Origin of the sequence: Geothrix oryzae, assembly GCF_030295385.1 — a bacterium.
In the GTDB taxonomy this organism is placed as follows: Bacteria; Acidobacteriota; Holophagae; order Holophagales; family Holophagaceae; genus Geothrix; species Geothrix oryzae.
This window is the reverse complement of record NZ_AP027079.1, coordinates 1339926-1354326: the sequence shown is the minus strand read 5'-3', so window position 1 is coordinate 1354326 and position 14401 is coordinate 1339926. Positions and strand designations below refer to the sequence as shown.

At 66.4% G+C, this 14401-nt stretch carries 11 protein-coding genes; 7 read left to right on the top strand and 4 right to left on the bottom strand.

Going from position 1 to position 14401, the window contains the following annotated elements:
* The first annotated feature begins 2 nt into the window (after positions 1 to 2).
* The gene (locus QUD34_RS06205) at positions 3 to 632 is read left to right on the top strand and encodes a CBS and ACT domain-containing protein (protein WP_286355729.1); all 630 of its coding nucleotides are present in this window, start codon (positions 3 to 5) and stop codon (positions 630 to 632) included.
* Positions 620 to 1792, top strand: coding sequence for an acetoin utilization protein AcuC (locus tag QUD34_RS06200; RefSeq protein WP_286355728.1), 1173 nt, complete (start codon positions 620 to 622; stop codon positions 1790 to 1792). Before QUD34_RS06205 ends, QUD34_RS06200 begins: the two co-directional genes overlap by 13 nt.
* Here QUD34_RS06200 and QUD34_RS06195 read toward each other — a convergent pair.
* The gene (locus tag QUD34_RS06195; RefSeq protein WP_286355727.1) at positions 1782 to 2867 is read right to left on the bottom strand and encodes a DUF3187 family protein; all 1086 of its coding nucleotides are present in this window, start codon (positions 2865 to 2867) and stop codon (positions 1782 to 1784) included. The genes QUD34_RS06200 and QUD34_RS06195 overlap by 11 nt on opposite strands.
* A 107-nt stretch (positions 2868 to 2974) precedes the next feature.
* Between QUD34_RS06195 and QUD34_RS06190 the strand changes: the two genes are divergently transcribed.
* Entirely contained in the window at positions 2975 to 3631 is a 657-nt protein-coding gene (locus QUD34_RS06190; protein ID WP_286355726.1) for a TetR/AcrR family transcriptional regulator, read from the top strand.
* A 71-nt stretch (positions 3632 to 3702) separates the two neighbouring features.
* On the opposite strand, the gene QUD34_RS06185 is transcribed toward QUD34_RS06190, so the two are convergent.
* Both QUD34_RS06185 and QUD34_RS06180 read right to left on the bottom strand, forming a co-directional pair.
* On the bottom strand, positions 3703 to 4308 hold the full coding sequence (locus tag QUD34_RS06185; protein WP_286355725.1) for a hypothetical protein: 606 nt from the start codon (positions 4306 to 4308) through the stop codon (positions 3703 to 3705).
* A 532-nt stretch (positions 4309 to 4840) separates the two neighbouring features.
* Positions 4841 to 5401 carry an outer membrane beta-barrel protein gene (locus tag QUD34_RS06180; protein ID WP_286355724.1) on the bottom strand — a complete coding sequence of 187 codons (561 nt, stop codon included), beginning with the start codon at positions 5399 to 5401 and terminating at the stop codon, positions 4841 to 4843.
* 261 nt (positions 5402 to 5662) lie between these two features.
* On the opposite strand from QUD34_RS06180, the gene QUD34_RS06175 reads away from it, so the two are divergent.
* From QUD34_RS06175 to QUD34_RS06160, 4 genes are all read left to right on the top strand, one after another.
* Complete coding sequence (locus tag QUD34_RS06175; protein ID WP_286355723.1) at positions 5663 to 6325, top strand: TetR/AcrR family transcriptional regulator; 663 nt, start codon at positions 5663 to 5665, stop codon at positions 6323 to 6325.
* A 114-nt stretch (positions 6326 to 6439) separates the two neighbouring features.
* On the top strand, positions 6440 to 7597 hold the full coding sequence (locus tag QUD34_RS06170) for an efflux RND transporter periplasmic adaptor subunit (RefSeq protein WP_286355722.1): 1158 nt from the start codon (positions 6440 to 6442) through the stop codon (positions 7595 to 7597).
* A 12-nt stretch (positions 7598 to 7609) separates the two neighbouring features.
* Complete coding sequence (locus QUD34_RS06165) at positions 7610 to 10780, top strand: efflux RND transporter permease subunit (protein WP_286355721.1); 3171 nt, start codon at positions 7610 to 7612, stop codon at positions 10778 to 10780.
* The gene (locus QUD34_RS06160) at positions 10777 to 12267 is read left to right on the top strand and encodes an efflux transporter outer membrane subunit (RefSeq protein WP_286355720.1); all 1491 of its coding nucleotides are present in this window, start codon (positions 10777 to 10779) and stop codon (positions 12265 to 12267) included. The genes QUD34_RS06165 and QUD34_RS06160 overlap by 4 nt, the downstream gene beginning before the upstream one ends.
* A gap of 90 nt (positions 12268 to 12357) precedes the next feature.
* Here QUD34_RS06160 and QUD34_RS06155 read toward each other — a convergent pair whose 3' ends face one another.
* The gene (locus QUD34_RS06155; protein WP_286355987.1) at positions 12358 to 14361 is read right to left on the bottom strand and encodes a DNA topoisomerase 3; all 2004 of its coding nucleotides are present in this window, start codon (positions 14359 to 14361) and stop codon (positions 12358 to 12360) included.
* Positions 14362 to 14401: the final 40 nt, after the last annotated feature.

The following is a 14401-nucleotide window of genomic DNA, read 5'->3' as shown; positions in this document are numbered from 1 at the left end:
CCTTGTTCGTAAGCGACATGATGCGGAGTCCGGTGACGGTGATCCCGGCCGGCGCGCCCCTCGGGGAGGCCCATGCGATCTTCCAGGCCCGGGGCTTCCGCCACCTGCCGGTGGTGGACCAGGGCCGATTGGTGGGAGTGCTCACCGACCGGGACCTGCGCTTCGCCATGAGCACCCTCTGCCCGACGCCGAGGACCGCCGGGGACCCCGTGTCCCTCGCCATGAGCAGCCCCGCCCTGACCGCCGATCCCCTGGATCCCGTGGAGGACGCGGCCCGCATCATGCGCGAGCGGAAGATCGGCTGCCTGCCGGTGGTGGATGGGACGGAGCTGGTGGGGATCCTCACGGGCATGGACCTGCTGGATGCGCTGATGAAGCTCACCGGGGTCACCCGGCCTTCCTCGCGGCTCGAGGTGGCCCTCGCGGACCGGCCCGGCGAGCTGGCCCGCCTCACGGCCTTCCTGGCGGAGCGCCATGTCAACATCCACTCCATCCTCACCTGCCCCGCCCCCGACGGCATCGTGCGCACGGTGCTGAGGCTTGATTCCAGCCAGGCCCGCCCCCTGGCCGAGGCCCTGCGGGTGGTCGGGTTCCAGATCCTGTGGCCGCCGCCGAAGCCATGGCCGCACTGATCCACCGCCCGGAGTATGCCGGGTACGACTTCGGGCCCGAGCACCCCTTCACGCCTGCGCGGCTGGGGATGCTCCTGGACCTGATCCAGAGCCTGGGGCCGGCGGTGGAGCCCATCCAGGCGCCGGCCGCCACCCGGGACGAGATCCTGTCCATCCACGATGAGGCCTATGTGGCCATGGTCGAGGCCCTGGACCGGGGCGAGCCCAGGCCGGAAGCGGAGCGCTTCGGATTGGGCACACCCGACAATCCCGTCTTCCCGGGCATGGACCGCGCGGCCCGCTGGCTGGTGGGGGGCACCCTGCACGGTGCGCGGTTGCTGATGAGTGGCGCCGAGCGCCGCGTACTCCAACTGGGAGGCGGCCTGCACCATGCCCAGAAGGACCGGGCGGCAGGCTTCTGCCTGTACAACGACCTGGCCGTGGCCATCCAGGCCATGGCGGATCACGGCTGGCGCGTGGCCTATCTGGATCTCGACCTTCACCACGGGGATGGGGTTCAGAGTCTCTTCTACGACAGCGAGCGGGTGCTGACCCTGAGCCTGCATGAATCCGGGCACTACCTCTATCCCGGATCCGGCCACATCCAGGAGCTGGGCCTCGGTCCAGCGAAGGGCCTGAGCGTGAACATCCCCCTGGAGCCCTTCACGGAATCCGGAGACTACCTGGAAGCCTTCGAGGCCGTGGTCCCCCGGGCGCTCGCCTGGTTCTCGCCGGATGTCCTGGTGATCCAGGCCGGGGCCGACGCGCACTTCGCCGATCCTCTGGGGGATCTCGCCCTCACCACCCAGAGCTTCCAGAGGCTCTACCGCAGGGTTCTCGATCTGGCGGAAGCCCACGCCCGGGGCCGGGCGCTCTTCACCCTCGGGGGCGGCTACGAGGCGCAGGTCGTGGCCCGCGTCTGGGCCATCCTCTACCTCACGGTCATGGAGCTTCCCGTTCCCCAGCGCCTTCCGGAAGCCTGGTTGGACCGCTGGCAAGCGGTGCTGGGCCCGGCCATGGGCCCCGACCTGCAGGATCCCGAGCCCGCTTTTCCGGAACTTGCCGGCCGGGCGGCGCGGACCCGCCGCAACCGGGATGTCGTCGCGCGGCTGCTGGACGCCCTCGAAGCCTGCTGGAATCCGGACGCCCCCCGGGAAGGTGGTCCCCCGCTCAGGGAGTGACCGTGATCCGCAAGGCCAATCCCATGTCGGCGGTGTTCTCGTTGTGGGTGATGTTGTTGAGGTAGCTGAAGGTCAGGGCGGAGCGCGGGCCCAGGCGGACATGCACGCCGAGGTCGTGGATCACGGAGGGTTTGTCCAAGGTGGCTCCCGGTCCCTGGGAAGTGAGCGCGTCATGGTAGACGAGGACGAGGAAGGGCCGCACCCGGGGCCAGCCGCGCCACTCCCAGCCCAGGTGCCCGGCGATCTGGTCCTTGATGAGGAAGGGATTCGGGCCGACGCCTCCGGTCATGCCGCGACGCAGATAGGCTCCGCCGCCGTTGATGGCCTGACGAGGCGTGGGCCGCCACTGGAAGCTCAAGCCAGCGCTGGAATCCCAGTCGGAACGGAATTCCCCGGCAAAGGTGGTGGCGGGAATCTGGAGGGCGCCGAGAAAGCTGATGGAGAGCTTCGGATCGGCGTAGAAGCGGTGGATGACCGCCACCGCGGGATCCACGGGGCGGGCCCGAACCGCGGTCTGGGTGAAGTGGACCACTCGGCCCTTCTGGATGATGACGGCGGTGAGCTGGTCCCGGGCGATGGCGGTCCGGCCCGTCTGCTCGAATCCAAATTGGTGGAAGCCCTCGATGAGCCCATCCATGAAGCCGCCGTCGATGCTCTGCCAGCCCAGGTTCACCGCCACATCGGTATTCGCCGTCAGGCCGTAGCGGAAGCCGAGGTCCGTGCGCTGGACTTCCGCATCGAAGAAGAACAACAAGGGTTCGTCCGGCAGGGAGGCCGCGAACTGGGCCGTCCCCACCGGCCCCACGGTGATGCGCCCCGAGGTGTCGCGACCGAGGCGGTCCTTGATCAGATCCGAGAACTCGAAGGTGTTGGAGCGCGTCACCTGGAACGAGACGCGCCAGCGCCCCTTCCCGACGGTGTCCGCCCCGAGCGGGCGATAGGTCAGCGGGACCAGGTTCAGGGGGAAGAGGTCGCGGCTGGAGGGGGGCCCTGGGTCGGGCCAAGGCTCCTCCGGTCCGGCCAGGAGGGGGAGGGCCAGAAGAAGTCCGAGGGTTGCGACGCAGCTTCGGATCATGCCGTGCCCTCAAGGAAGGAGCATGGAGGCGCGGGGTGCGCTTCGGCCCATGCTACCCGGCCATTCCCGCCGGCTTGAATCCAAGTGTTGATATCCTGGAACCCACCATGGAACCCACCCCCCTCGACACGCGCACCTCCCTGCTCCAGGCGGCCCTGGTCTGCTTTGCCGACCACGGGTTCGACGGCACGAGCATGCGGATGATCGCAGAGCGGGCCGGACGCCCCCTTTCGCTGCTTTCCCACTACTTCGGGAACAAGGAGGGGCTCTATCTGGAAGTGTTCAAGTACATCCTCCAGACCTCGGTGCCCGGGGCGGTCGATCCCTCGCTCGTGGCCAACCTGAACCCGCGGAATGCGCAGGGGGCCGTCCGGCTGTTGCGGGAGCAGATCCACTTCATGTACCAGCAGGCGGCTCCGGATGCGGCGGCGGCCAAGCCCTTCCAGGAGCACCGGGCCCGTCTCTGGGTGCGGGAATTCCGCTCTCCCCGTCCGTGCCTCCACCCGATCATCCGGCAGTACCTCAGCCCCGCGGCCGAGCTGATCCGGACCTGCATCCAGGTTCTCAGGCCCGAGTTGAATGCGGCGCAAGTGGCCTTCCTCGGCGCTTCGATCACGAGTCAGGTGGCCGGTCATGGAACGATGCGGGGTCTCCACCAAGTGCTCTGGGGGCAATACCCCCCCTTCGGCAGCCACTTCCAGGAGGCGGAACTGCTCGTGGACTTCTGTCTGCACGGCCTGGAGGCGGCCAGCCCGGAAGACTAGGCCTCTGGCCCCCTCCCGCCGGCGGCCGGCCGAAGCGCGGCCTCCGTTGAGGAGAAGGGCTTCCATCCGCTTCACCATTGGTAGGCCAGGCCCACCATCAGCACATCGGTGTCGCGGTGGTACCGCGTCAGGGTCCGATTCCACTGCAGGCGCCCGGCCCAGTGGCCCCGGATGTGACGGCCGATCACCATCGAATACCGGGTGCTGGTGCGGATGGTGACCGAGGACCCGGCGTTTCGGCGATCCTCTGCCGGAAAGTCGCGGCTGAAATAGGGACCCGCTCCGAAGCCGATCATCCATCTACCATCCGCGGACCGCTGCGAGAACCAGATCTGGGGGGCAATCCCGTCGCGCCTCACCGAATCGAGCCCGCCCTCATCGAAATAACCGATCGACACATCGAAATGACCTTCCAGCCTGCGCCGGTATTCGATGGCCGTGGCACCCAACAGCTCGGTCGCCTCGCTTTCGAAACTGTTGAGGATGGTCCGGCCGAGGAAGATGGTCAGTTCGTGATCCGGGTCGGAGGGAACCCCCCGGGGGTTCCTTGGGGCCGGTGCGTCCCGCCTCATCCCTGGATCCCGGGGCGTGAAGGGAAGGCTGATCCCGACCAGGAACGCCTGGGTCTGAGGTAGGCCGGAGCCAAAGGTCCGATTGACCCGGATGAAGGCCTCCACAGCTCCACCCGGAAGGGGGTACTGGGCCGAAAGGCTGAGCAGGGGTTTGATTCCGTGGTGATTCTGGAAGGCCGGACCGGCTCCCCCTTCCGTCGTATCGAAGAACCGGTACGCGCCCACGCCAAGCCCCAGGCGAAGGTCATTCCCCTTCATCCGATGCAGCCGCCAGGCCTGGATGTAGGGGCCGTCGCGATGATGGTCGGGGATGTGCCCTTCATTCAACCAGCCGATGCTTCCCGCCCAGCCCTCATGGATGGGCCGGAGGTACTGGAGCTGCCAGGAATAGGTCAGGGTTTCATGGCCGATGCCATGCAGGCGCCCCAGGCCGATGGAGGCGTCCTGGGACCGGCCGGCAGGTGCACCCAGGCCGGCCAGCAGGATGGCAAGGACAGCGGACCTGACGAGTCTGGACCGGATCGAGGCCCAAGCGCGGCGGAAGGTCCCTGGATGCCCGTGCCCAAAGTCAGGGAGCCGGGTGATCCCGGCCCCCTGGCATGAACGAAGCGTGAACGGAGGGCGGCGCACTCCCGGTTCAGAACCGATAGATGAAGGTGGCGTTGAGCGTCGGGGCCGTGATGTCCGGCTTGGTCCCGAAGAGCTCGGGCTCGTACTTCGCATAGGTGTACCGGAGTTCGGCGCCCATGTTCGGCGTGAACATGTAGCCCGCGGAAACCGAGCCGTAGACGCTGTTTGGGGTGTCGTCATCACTCATCCCGGGCAGGTCCATTTCGAACTTGGCCATGCCGAAGCCGGCGCCCGCGCCCACATAGCAACCCTTGTTGACTTGCTTCGAGAAGTAGTAGTTGTAGTCGGCTCCGAGCTGGAGCGTCTGGACCTTGCGGGTGGGGCTGGTCTTCTCGAAATAGGTGTAGTCGAGCCGCGGGACGATGGCATGGCCACCGGAGAAACCGATCACCATGTGAGCGCCGAGCCCATAGCCGAGGGATTTGTCCAGCAACCCCTTGTCGCCCAGATCGCTCGTGGGATAGGCGATCGTGCCCTGGAGGCCGAACTTGAGGTCCTGAGCGAAGAGGGGGCTGCTGACCAGCGCCAGGCCGGTGAGGCAGAACACCAGACGAAGGGGGGATTTCATGGGGACTCCTGGTGCCCAGATGGGCAAGAAGGGAGGCGGTCAAGTGTTTCGACGCCTCAAGATGAATTTGCATCGGTCGTTTGACCAATGCTTAATGCAAAGTTAATTATGTGGAACGACCTTGTCAATAGATTATATTATGATTATGTTTATAATTATACTGATTTTTAAATTAAATATTGATTATAAAAAATATCTTGCATCAATTGGTTGATCAATTGATTATTGTGATCGGTCGTACGATCACGCCCGAGAGACCCCATGACGAACGAGGCTCCCCTCCCCACGACAGCCCATTTCGAATCCCGCGACTGCTTGATCCAGGCGGCCCTGCGCTGCTTTGCGAAGTACGGCTACGACGCCACCTCCATCCGCCTCATCGCATCCATGGCAGGCAAGAACTCGTCTCTTATTTCTTATTATTTCAAGGGTAAAGAGGGCCTGTACCGGGAGGTCTTCAGGCACCTGCTGACCCTGTTCGGCGCGGGCCCCGTCCAATCCCCGGCATCCGGCCAGGTCGCCGCGGAGCCCCTGGAGGGCAGGTCGAGGCTTCACGCCCTGATCCGTCGGATCCTGATCGAGGTGGAAGCTCATTTCCAGTCCGTTGATCCTTTGCAGGATGCGGCCATCAAGTTGTTCCTGAGCGAGGTCCAGTTCCCCAAGGAAGAGGTGAAGGACCTGATCCGGGAGCGCATGGAGCCCTCCGTGCGGGAGCTCCGGGCCTGCATCCAGGGCATCCGGCCCGACCTGTCTCCGGCGGAGATCGATTTCTGGGGAATCACCATCCAGGGCAGCTGCGTCAGCCACGCCCTGAGGTCCGAGTTCAACCGCCTGGTGTGGACCGCCACGGACCCTTCCCTGCCCCTCGAGGACATGGCCACCCGCCTGACGAACTTCGCCTACCACGGCCTCCAGAACGCCTGAAACGAGTGGCACGCGGCCAGCCTCCCTGTCATAAAAACTTCTCAGCACGCACCCCGCTTTGACAACCGAACCCCGTCACCGCCCGTCAGAACATTCCATTCAAGGAGCACTTCCATGCAGACCCACCACCGAGGCGGAATGATCTCCATCGCCGGGGCCCTCGTGGCCGGCGGATTGCTGATCGGTTGCGGCAAGAAGGAGCAGGTCAAGGCGACTCCCGAGGTGTCGGTGGTGGCCCTGCAGCCCGAGCGCGTGGCCCTCACCTTCGAACTGCCCGGGCGGACCTCGGCCTACCTCGTGGCCGAGGTGCATCCCCAGGTGAACGGGATTGTCCAGAAGCGCCTCTTCACGGAGGGCAGCGATGTGAAGGAGGGCGAACTCCTCTACCAGATCGACCCGAGGCCCTACCAGGCCGCCTACGACACGGCCGCGGCGGCCCTGGCCCGGGCGGAAGCCAACCTACCCGCCATCCGGAAGCGCGCCGAGCGGTTCAAAGAGCTGCTCACCGTCAACGCCGTGGGGCAACAGGACTATGAGGACGCTTCCGCCGCCCACAAGCAGGCCGAGGCCGAAGTCCAGGCCCTGAAGGCCAGTGCGGAATCCGCCCGGATCAACCTCGGCTACACGCGGATCACGGCTCCGATCTCGGGCCGCATCGGCAAGTCCAATGTGACTCCCGGAGCCCTGGCGGCCGCCTATCAGGGCCCCGCCTTCACCACCATCCAGCAGCTGGATCAGGTCTATGTGGATTCGCCGCAGTCCAGCACCACCCTGCTGGGGATCCAGCGCAATCTGGCCTCGAACCGGATCAAGGGCAGCACGAATCAGACCAAGGTGAAGCTCCTCCTCGAGGACGGTACGCCCTATCCGGCGGCGGGGATCCTGAAGTTCTCCGATGTCACCGTGGATCCGAGCACGGGCTCCCAGATCCTGCGCATGGTCTTCCCGAACCCCAACCATGTCCTGCTGCCGGGCATGTATGTCAGGGCCATCGTCGAGGAAGGCGTGGCCGAGCAGGCCATCCTGGCGCCGCAGCAGGGCGTCACCCGCGATCCCAAGGGCAACGCCATCGCCATGGTTGTGGATGGTTCCGGCAAGGTCGAACAGCGCACCCTCAAGCTGGACCGCGCCATCGGCTCCAAGTGGCTGGTGGTCGAAGGCCTCCACGCCGGAGACCAGGTGATCGTGGAAGGCCTGCAGAAGGTCCGCCCCGGCGTGGCCGTGAAGGTCGTGCCCCTCGGCGCCAAGCCCGCTCCCGCGGCCGCGAAGTAGAGGAGCCGCCCCATGGTCAATTTCTTCATCGATCGACCCATCTTCGCCTGGGTGGTGGCCATCGTCATGATGCTGGCCGGCCTCCTGGCCATCAACACCCTGCCCATCTCCCAGTACCCGCCCGTCGCCCCGCCCTCCATCTCCGTGGACGCCTTCTATCCCGGGGCCTCCGCCAAGACCGTGGAGAACACCGTCACCCAGATCATCGAGCAGAAGATGACGGGCCTGGACCGGCTGCTCTACATGTCCGCCAGCAGCGACTCCGCCGGCCACGGTAGCGTCACGCTCACCTTCCAGCCGGGCACCGATCCCGACGCCGCCTGGGCCAAGGTCCAGAACAAGCTGGAGCTGGCCAAGCCCCTGATGCCCCAGGTCGTGCAGCAGATGGGCATCGCGGTCACCAAGTCCACGAAGAACATCTTCATGATCCTGTCCATCTCCTCGGCGGACGGCAGCATGAATGCCGAGGACCTGCGCGACTACCTGGCCTCGAATGTGGAGAATGTCATCAGCCGTGTGGAGGGCGTCGGCGAGGTCCTCTCCTTCGGCACCCAGTACGCCATGCGGATCTGGCTCAACCCCGACAAGATGGTGGGGTACCGCATCACACCCGACGACATCCGCCAGGCCGTGAAGGCCTACAACGCGCAGATCTCCGCCGGCCAGGCGGGCGGCCTCCCCGCCGTCCAGGGCCAGCGGTTGAATGTGACCGTGAATGTGCAGGAACTCCTCCAGACGCCCGAGCAGTTCGGGGCCATCCCCCTCCGCATCAACGCGGATGGCTCCACGATCCGCCTCCGGGATGTGGCCCGCACCGAGCTCGGAACCGAGTCCTACGAAAGCGACACGAAGCTCAACGGGCAGCCGGCCGCCGGCATGCTCATCCGCCTGGCCTCGGGCGCCAACGCGTTGGACACCTCCAAGCTCGTCAAGGCCAAGCTCAACGAGCTCTCCCCCTATTTCCCCCCGGGGGTCAAGGTCGACTACCCCTACGAGACGACCCCCTTCGTAACCGTGGCCATCAACGAGGTGGTGAAGACCCTCATCGAGGCCGTGGTCCTCGTCTTCCTGGTCATGCTGCTCTTCCTCGGGAACTTCCGCGCCACCTTGATCCCGACCATCGCGGTCCCGGTGGTGCTCCTGGGCACCTTCGCGATCCTCCAATATGTGGGCATGTCCATCAACATGCTCACCATGTTCGCCATGGTGCTGGCCATCGGCCTCCTGGTGGACGATGCCATCGTCGTGGTCGAGAATGTCGAGCGCATCATGCACGAGGAGGGCCTGTCACCCCTCGAGGCCACCCGGAAATCCATGGGCCAGATCACCAGCGCCCTTGTGGGCATCGGCCTGGTGCTGTCCGCCGTGTTCGGCCCCATGGCCTTCTTCGGCGGGTCCACGGGCATCATCTTCCGGCAGTTCTCCTTCACCCTCATCACCGCCATGATGCTGTCCGTGGTGGTGGCCCTGGTCCTCACGCCCTCCCTCTGCGTGACCTTCCTGAAGCCCATCGAGAAGGGCCACGAGGCCGCCGAGAAGGGCTGGAAAGTCACGCGTCCCTTCTTCCTGTGGTTCGACCACTTCTACAACAAGATCAACCACATCTTCGTGGGCCAGCTCGAGCGCGTGCTCTCCAAGTGGGGTCGCTACGCCGTCATCTACGGCGTGATCGTGCTCGGCATGGGCGTCCTGTTCATGCGCCTGCCCACCGCCTTCCTCCCCGAGGAGGACCAGGGCATCATCATGACCCTCGTGCAGCTCCCCGCCGGATCCACCCTGGAGCAGACCCAGAAGGTCATGTCCGAGGTCCAGCAGTACTACCAGAACGATGAGAAGGAGGCCGTCGCCTCCTGCCTGACCGTGGGCGGATTCAGCGTGGCCGGCCGTGGCCAGAACAACGGCATGGCCTTCGTCAAGCTCAAGGACTGGCACCTCCGGGACCGCTCCGACCTGAAGGCGGAGGCCGTCATCAGGCGAGCCATGCGCACCTTCTCCGCCCGCCGGGATTCCATGGTCTTCGCCGTGGCGCCCCCCGCCATCCTGGAACTCGGCAACGCGACGGGCTTCGACTTCCAGCTGCAGGATCGCGGCGGCGTCGGCCATGCCAAGCTCATGGAGGCCCGGAATCAGCTGCTGGGTCTGGCAGCCCAGAATGCCAACCTCAAGGCCGTGCGTCCCAACGGCCTGGATGACCAGCCGGAATACAATGTCCGGCTCAACCAGGACCGGGCGGGTACGCTGGGCGTCCCCCTGCCGGCCATCAGCGACACCCTGGCCAGCGCCTGGGGCGGCTCCTATGTGAACGACTTCATCAACCGCGGCCGGGTCAAGCGGGTCTACATGCAGGCCGATGCGCCCTTCCGCATGCAGCTGGAGGACCTGAACAAGCTCTATGTCAGGAGCACCGCCGGGGCGATGGTGCCCTTCTCCGCCTTCTCCGCCGGCGAATGGAGCTATGGGTCTCCCAACCTCCAGCGCTACAACAGCTTCCCTTCCGTGAACATCCAGGGTGAACCCGCTGCCGGCAAGAGCACCGGCGACGCCATGCTGGCCATGGAGGACATCGTCAAGAAGCTCCCGGCCGGCATCGGCTTCGAGTGGACGGGACTCTCCTACCAGGAACGGCAGGCGGGCTCCCAGGCCCCGGCGCTCTACGCCGTGTCCATCCTGGTGATCTTCCTGTGCCTCGCCGCCCTCTACGAGAGCTGGACGATCCCCTTCTCGATCCTCCTCGTGCTTCCCGTGGGCGTCTTCGGCGCCGTGCTGGCCACCTGGGGCCGGGGCCTGTCCAGTGATGTCTACTTCCAGATCGGCCTGCTGACGACCCTCGGCCTCACCGCCAAGAACGCCATCCTCATCGTGCAGTTCGCCGAGGAACAGATGGCCCAGGGCATGGGGCTTCTCGAAGCGGCCATGGAAGCCTCCCGCCTCCGTCTCCGCCCCATCCTGATGACCTCCCTGGCCTTCACCTTCGGCGTGCTGCCGATGGCCCTGACCCGGGGGGCCGGCGCCGCGGCCCAGAACGCCATCGGCACCGGCGTGGTCGGCGGCATGCTGACGGCCACCTTCATCGCCATCTTCTACATTCCCCTGTCCTTCGTCCTGGTCAGCCAGCTGTTCAGGAAGAAGCGCCAGGAGCCTGTCCCCGCAAGCGTCGGGAATTCCGAGGAGGGGCAGCCATGAGGTCGCTCAGAACCTGGTCCGTCCTTCCCCTCACCTTCGCCATGGTGGGCTGCGTCTCCATGGCCCCGAAGTACCGGGTGCCTGAGCCGCCGGTGCCGAAGGCCTGGCCCGAAGGACCTTCCTACAAGGCGCCTGCCGGTGCCCCTGGCGCCGTTGGCCAACCGGCCGCCGACCTCGCCTGGCAGGATTTCTTCGTAGACGCGCAGTTGCGGAAGGTCCTGGACCTGGCCCTCCGCAACAACCGGGATCTGCGGATCGCGGCGCTGAACACCGAGAAGGCCCGGGCCTACTACCGGATCCAGCGGGCCGAGCTGCTGCCCTCGATCAACGCCGTGGGCGCGGGAACCCGCCAGCGGCTTCCCGCCAGCGTCTCGGGAGTCGGGCGATCGGTCGTCGTCGAACAGGACACGGTCAATGTCGGGATCAGCGCCTGGGAGCTGGATTTCTTCGGCCGCGTCCGGAGCCTGAAGAACCGGGCCCTGGAGCAGTACCTCGCCACGGAGCAGGCCCGCAACAGCGCCCAGATCTCGCTGCTGGCGGAAGTCGCCAATGTCTACCTCGCCCTCGGCGCCGACCGCGAAAGCCTGAAGCTCGCCCAGGAAACCCTGGCGAACCAAGAGGCTTCCTACAAGCTCATCCACCGCCGCTTCGAAGTCGGCGCCTCCTCCGAGATCGATGCCTACCGCGCCCAGGTCAGCGTCGAGACGGCGCGGGGAGATGTGGCCCGGTACACCCGCACCGTGGCCCTGGATGAAAACGCGCTGAGGCTGCTGGTGGGCTCCGCCGTGCCCGCGGAATGGCTTCCCGAGGCCCTGGGCAGCGTCACTGCGCTCAAGGACATCGCCCCCGGACTGCCCTCCGAGGTGCTAACCCGCCGACCCGACATCCTCATGGCCGAAAACCAGCTCAAGGCGGCCAACGCCAACATCGGCGCGGCCAGGGCGGCCTTCTTCCCCCGCATCTCCCTCACCACGAACATCGGCACCATGGGCAGCGAGCTCTCCGGGCTCTTCAAGACCGGCTCGGATTCCTGGGCCTTCTCGCCTCAGATCGTCCTTCCGATCTTCAATGCCGGCGCGCGATGGGCGAACCTCAAGGCGGCCAACGCCGACCGGGACATCACCCTGGCCCAGTACGAGAAGGCCATCCAGGTGGCCTTCAAGGAAGTCGCCGATGCGCTGGCCCAACGCGGCACCCTTGATGACCAGCTGACCGCCCAGGAAACGCTCACACGCGCCCTGGAAGGCGCCCACCGCCTGGCCTCGGCTCGCTACTCGGCCGGTATCGATGGGTATTTGAGCGTCCTGGACGCCCAGCGCTCCCTCTATGCCGCCCAGCAGGGGCTCATCGCCCTCCGCCAAGCCAAATACGGCAACCTCGTCAGCCTCTACAAGGTTCTCGGCGGGGGCTGGAACCCGTCCGAGCGCCCCGCTGCGCCCAAGGCCACCCCGACGGCTGCGGCGGCAGCCAGACCCTCTGCCTCCTGAGCCCGCCACCGCGACCCGCCGACCTGCCGGCGGGTCGCCCCCTGCTCCCCCATCGACGAAACATCCGAACGCCGGGCGAAGGCCTGACTGTCAGGGGGCCGCTTTCCCGAGGACCGGCTTCTTCACCGGTTCCGTGAGGTTGCAGGAGGCGCAGCGATGGAAAAAGTCCCCACGCCGGGTGCTGGAGATGATCCGCATGGGCTGCCCGCAGGTGGGACACGGGGCCCCGTGGACCTGGGGGGCCGGCGCCTCCTCGAGTTCAGCCACGACGCTAGACACGAAACCCCGGATGTCGGTCATGAAGGCGGCTCTGGTTTCCTCGCCGCGCCGCATCCGCTCCAGACGGGCCTCCCAGCTGCCCGTCAGCTCCGCGCTGCGCAGGGCTTCGGCCGGAAGCCCCTGGATGAGCCGGATGCCCTTGTCCGTGGGTAACAGGATGTTGCGCTTCCGCTCGATGTAGGCCCGCTTGATGAGGGTCTCGATCATGTTGGCGCGCGTCGCCGGGGTGCCGAGGCCGCAGTCCCGCATGGCCCCGCGCAGGGCTTCATCATCCAGCTCCCTGCCCGCTCCTTGCATGGCCGACAGGAGATCGCCCTCGCTCATGCGCTTGGGAGGCGTCGTCTTCCCCTCCTTGGGCTGCAGCGAGGCGACCTCCACCGCTTCGCCCTTCTTCACGGCGGGCAGGCCCCCTTCGAGTTCCTCGTCGCCGTCCTCGTCCGCCTCGGCAGGCTCCGCGGCCTTCTCCACCTTCTTCCGGCGATAGGGGGGATCGATGGCGGACCACCCCTCCTCTTTCACCACGGTGCCGTTGGTCTTGAAGGTCTCGCCCTCGACCTCCGTGATGATCGTGGTCTTGGCCTCCACCCGGTCCGGGAAATAGGCCGCCAGGAACCGTCGGGCGATGAGGTCGTAGATCCGCAGTTCGTCGCCCGCGAGACCCTTCGCAGGTTTCTCCGTGGGCACCAGGGCCGCGTGGTCCTCCACTTCCTGGTCGTTGACGAAGCGCTTGTCGAGCTTCACGGGCCACCGCCGGCGCAGCTGCTCGAGGAAGGGCTGGAGGTCCGTGAGCTGCCCCTGGGCCAGCGCCTTGATCCACTGCGGAGCCTTGAGGGCATCGGCTTCCGTCAGGTGGCGGCTGTTGGTACGGGGGTAGGAGATGAGCTGCTTTTCGTACAGGTTCTGAGCCAGGCCCAGGGTGCCTTCGGCGGTGAACCCGAAGCGCTTATTTGCTTCCTTCTGCAGGTTCGTGAGGTCGTACAGCAGGTCGGGTTTCTTCTTCTCCGTCCGGCCCGTAGCGCTTTTGATCTTTCCGGGCCGGCCCTCGAGGTTCGCCGCCAGGGCCCGGGCCTCCGCCTCGGTGCCGAAGCGCTCCTGCGTCTGTCCGTCCTGCTCCTTGAACCACCGTCCCTCGTATTCCCCGTTGGCATGGGCGAACCGAGCGCGCAGGGTCCAGAAGGGCTGGGGCTTGAAGTCGCGGATGTCCAGTTCCCGGCGCACCAGCAGGGCCAGCGTCGGCGTCTGCACCCGGCCCACGCTCCACACGCCGTCCTCGGCCCCCGCGCGGCGCATGCGGAGGGTCTGCGCCCGCGTGGCATTGATGCCCACCAGCCAGTCCGCCTCCTGGCGGCTGCGCGCGGCATCCCGGAGGCCGGTATAGGCCTCGCCGGGTTTCATGGCGGCGTAGGCGGCCTGGATCGCCTCCGGCGTGAGGCTGGAGGTCCAGAAGCGCTGGACAGGCTTGGCACAGCCCGCCAGGCGGTAGACGAGATCGAAGATCAGCTCCCCCTCGCGCCCGGCGTCCGTGGCGTTCACCACCTCGGTGATGTCGGCCCGGTTCATCAGGCGCGCCACGACCTCGAATTGTTCTCTGGTCTGCTCGATGGGCGCGTAGCGGAAGGGCTCGGGGAAAATGGGAAGCCGGTCCCAGCGCCAGGCCTTCCAGGCGGGATCATACCCTTCCGGATTCAGGGCCTCGACCAGATGCCCGACGCACCAGGTCACCACCAGGCCGTTTCCTTCGATGAGGCTGCGCCCCCGCCCCGGCAGACCCAGGGCCTCCGCCAAGGCGCGGCCCATGCTCGGTTTCTCGGCGATGATCAGGCGCAGGGTGACTCCAAGGCTCAGCTCCCATTGT

Coding starts and splice junctions, on each gene's coding strand:
- QUD34_RS06165 (WP_286355721.1), top strand. CDS start 7,610: ATGGTCAATTTCTTCATCGATCGACCCATCTTCGCCTGGGTGGTGGCC.
- QUD34_RS06195 (WP_286355727.1), bottom strand. CDS start 2,867: ATGATCCGAAGCTGCGTCGCAACCCTCGGACTTCTTCTGGCCCTCCCC.
- QUD34_RS06180 (WP_286355724.1), bottom strand. CDS start 5,401: ATGAAATCCCCCCTTCGTCTGGTGTTCTGCCTCACCGGCCTGGCGCTG.
- QUD34_RS06175 (WP_286355723.1), top strand. CDS start 5,663: ATGACGAACGAGGCTCCCCTCCCCACGACAGCCCATTTCGAATCCCGC.
- QUD34_RS06190 (WP_286355726.1), top strand. CDS start 2,975: ATGGAACCCACCCCCCTCGACACGCGCACCTCCCTGCTCCAGGCGGCC.
- QUD34_RS06170 (WP_286355722.1), top strand. CDS start 6,440: ATGCAGACCCACCACCGAGGCGGAATGATCTCCATCGCCGGGGCCCTC.
- QUD34_RS06200 (WP_286355728.1), top strand. CDS start 620: ATGGCCGCACTGATCCACCGCCCGGAGTATGCCGGGTACGACTTCGGG.
- QUD34_RS06160 (WP_286355720.1), top strand. CDS start 10,777: ATGAGGTCGCTCAGAACCTGGTCCGTCCTTCCCCTCACCTTCGCCATG.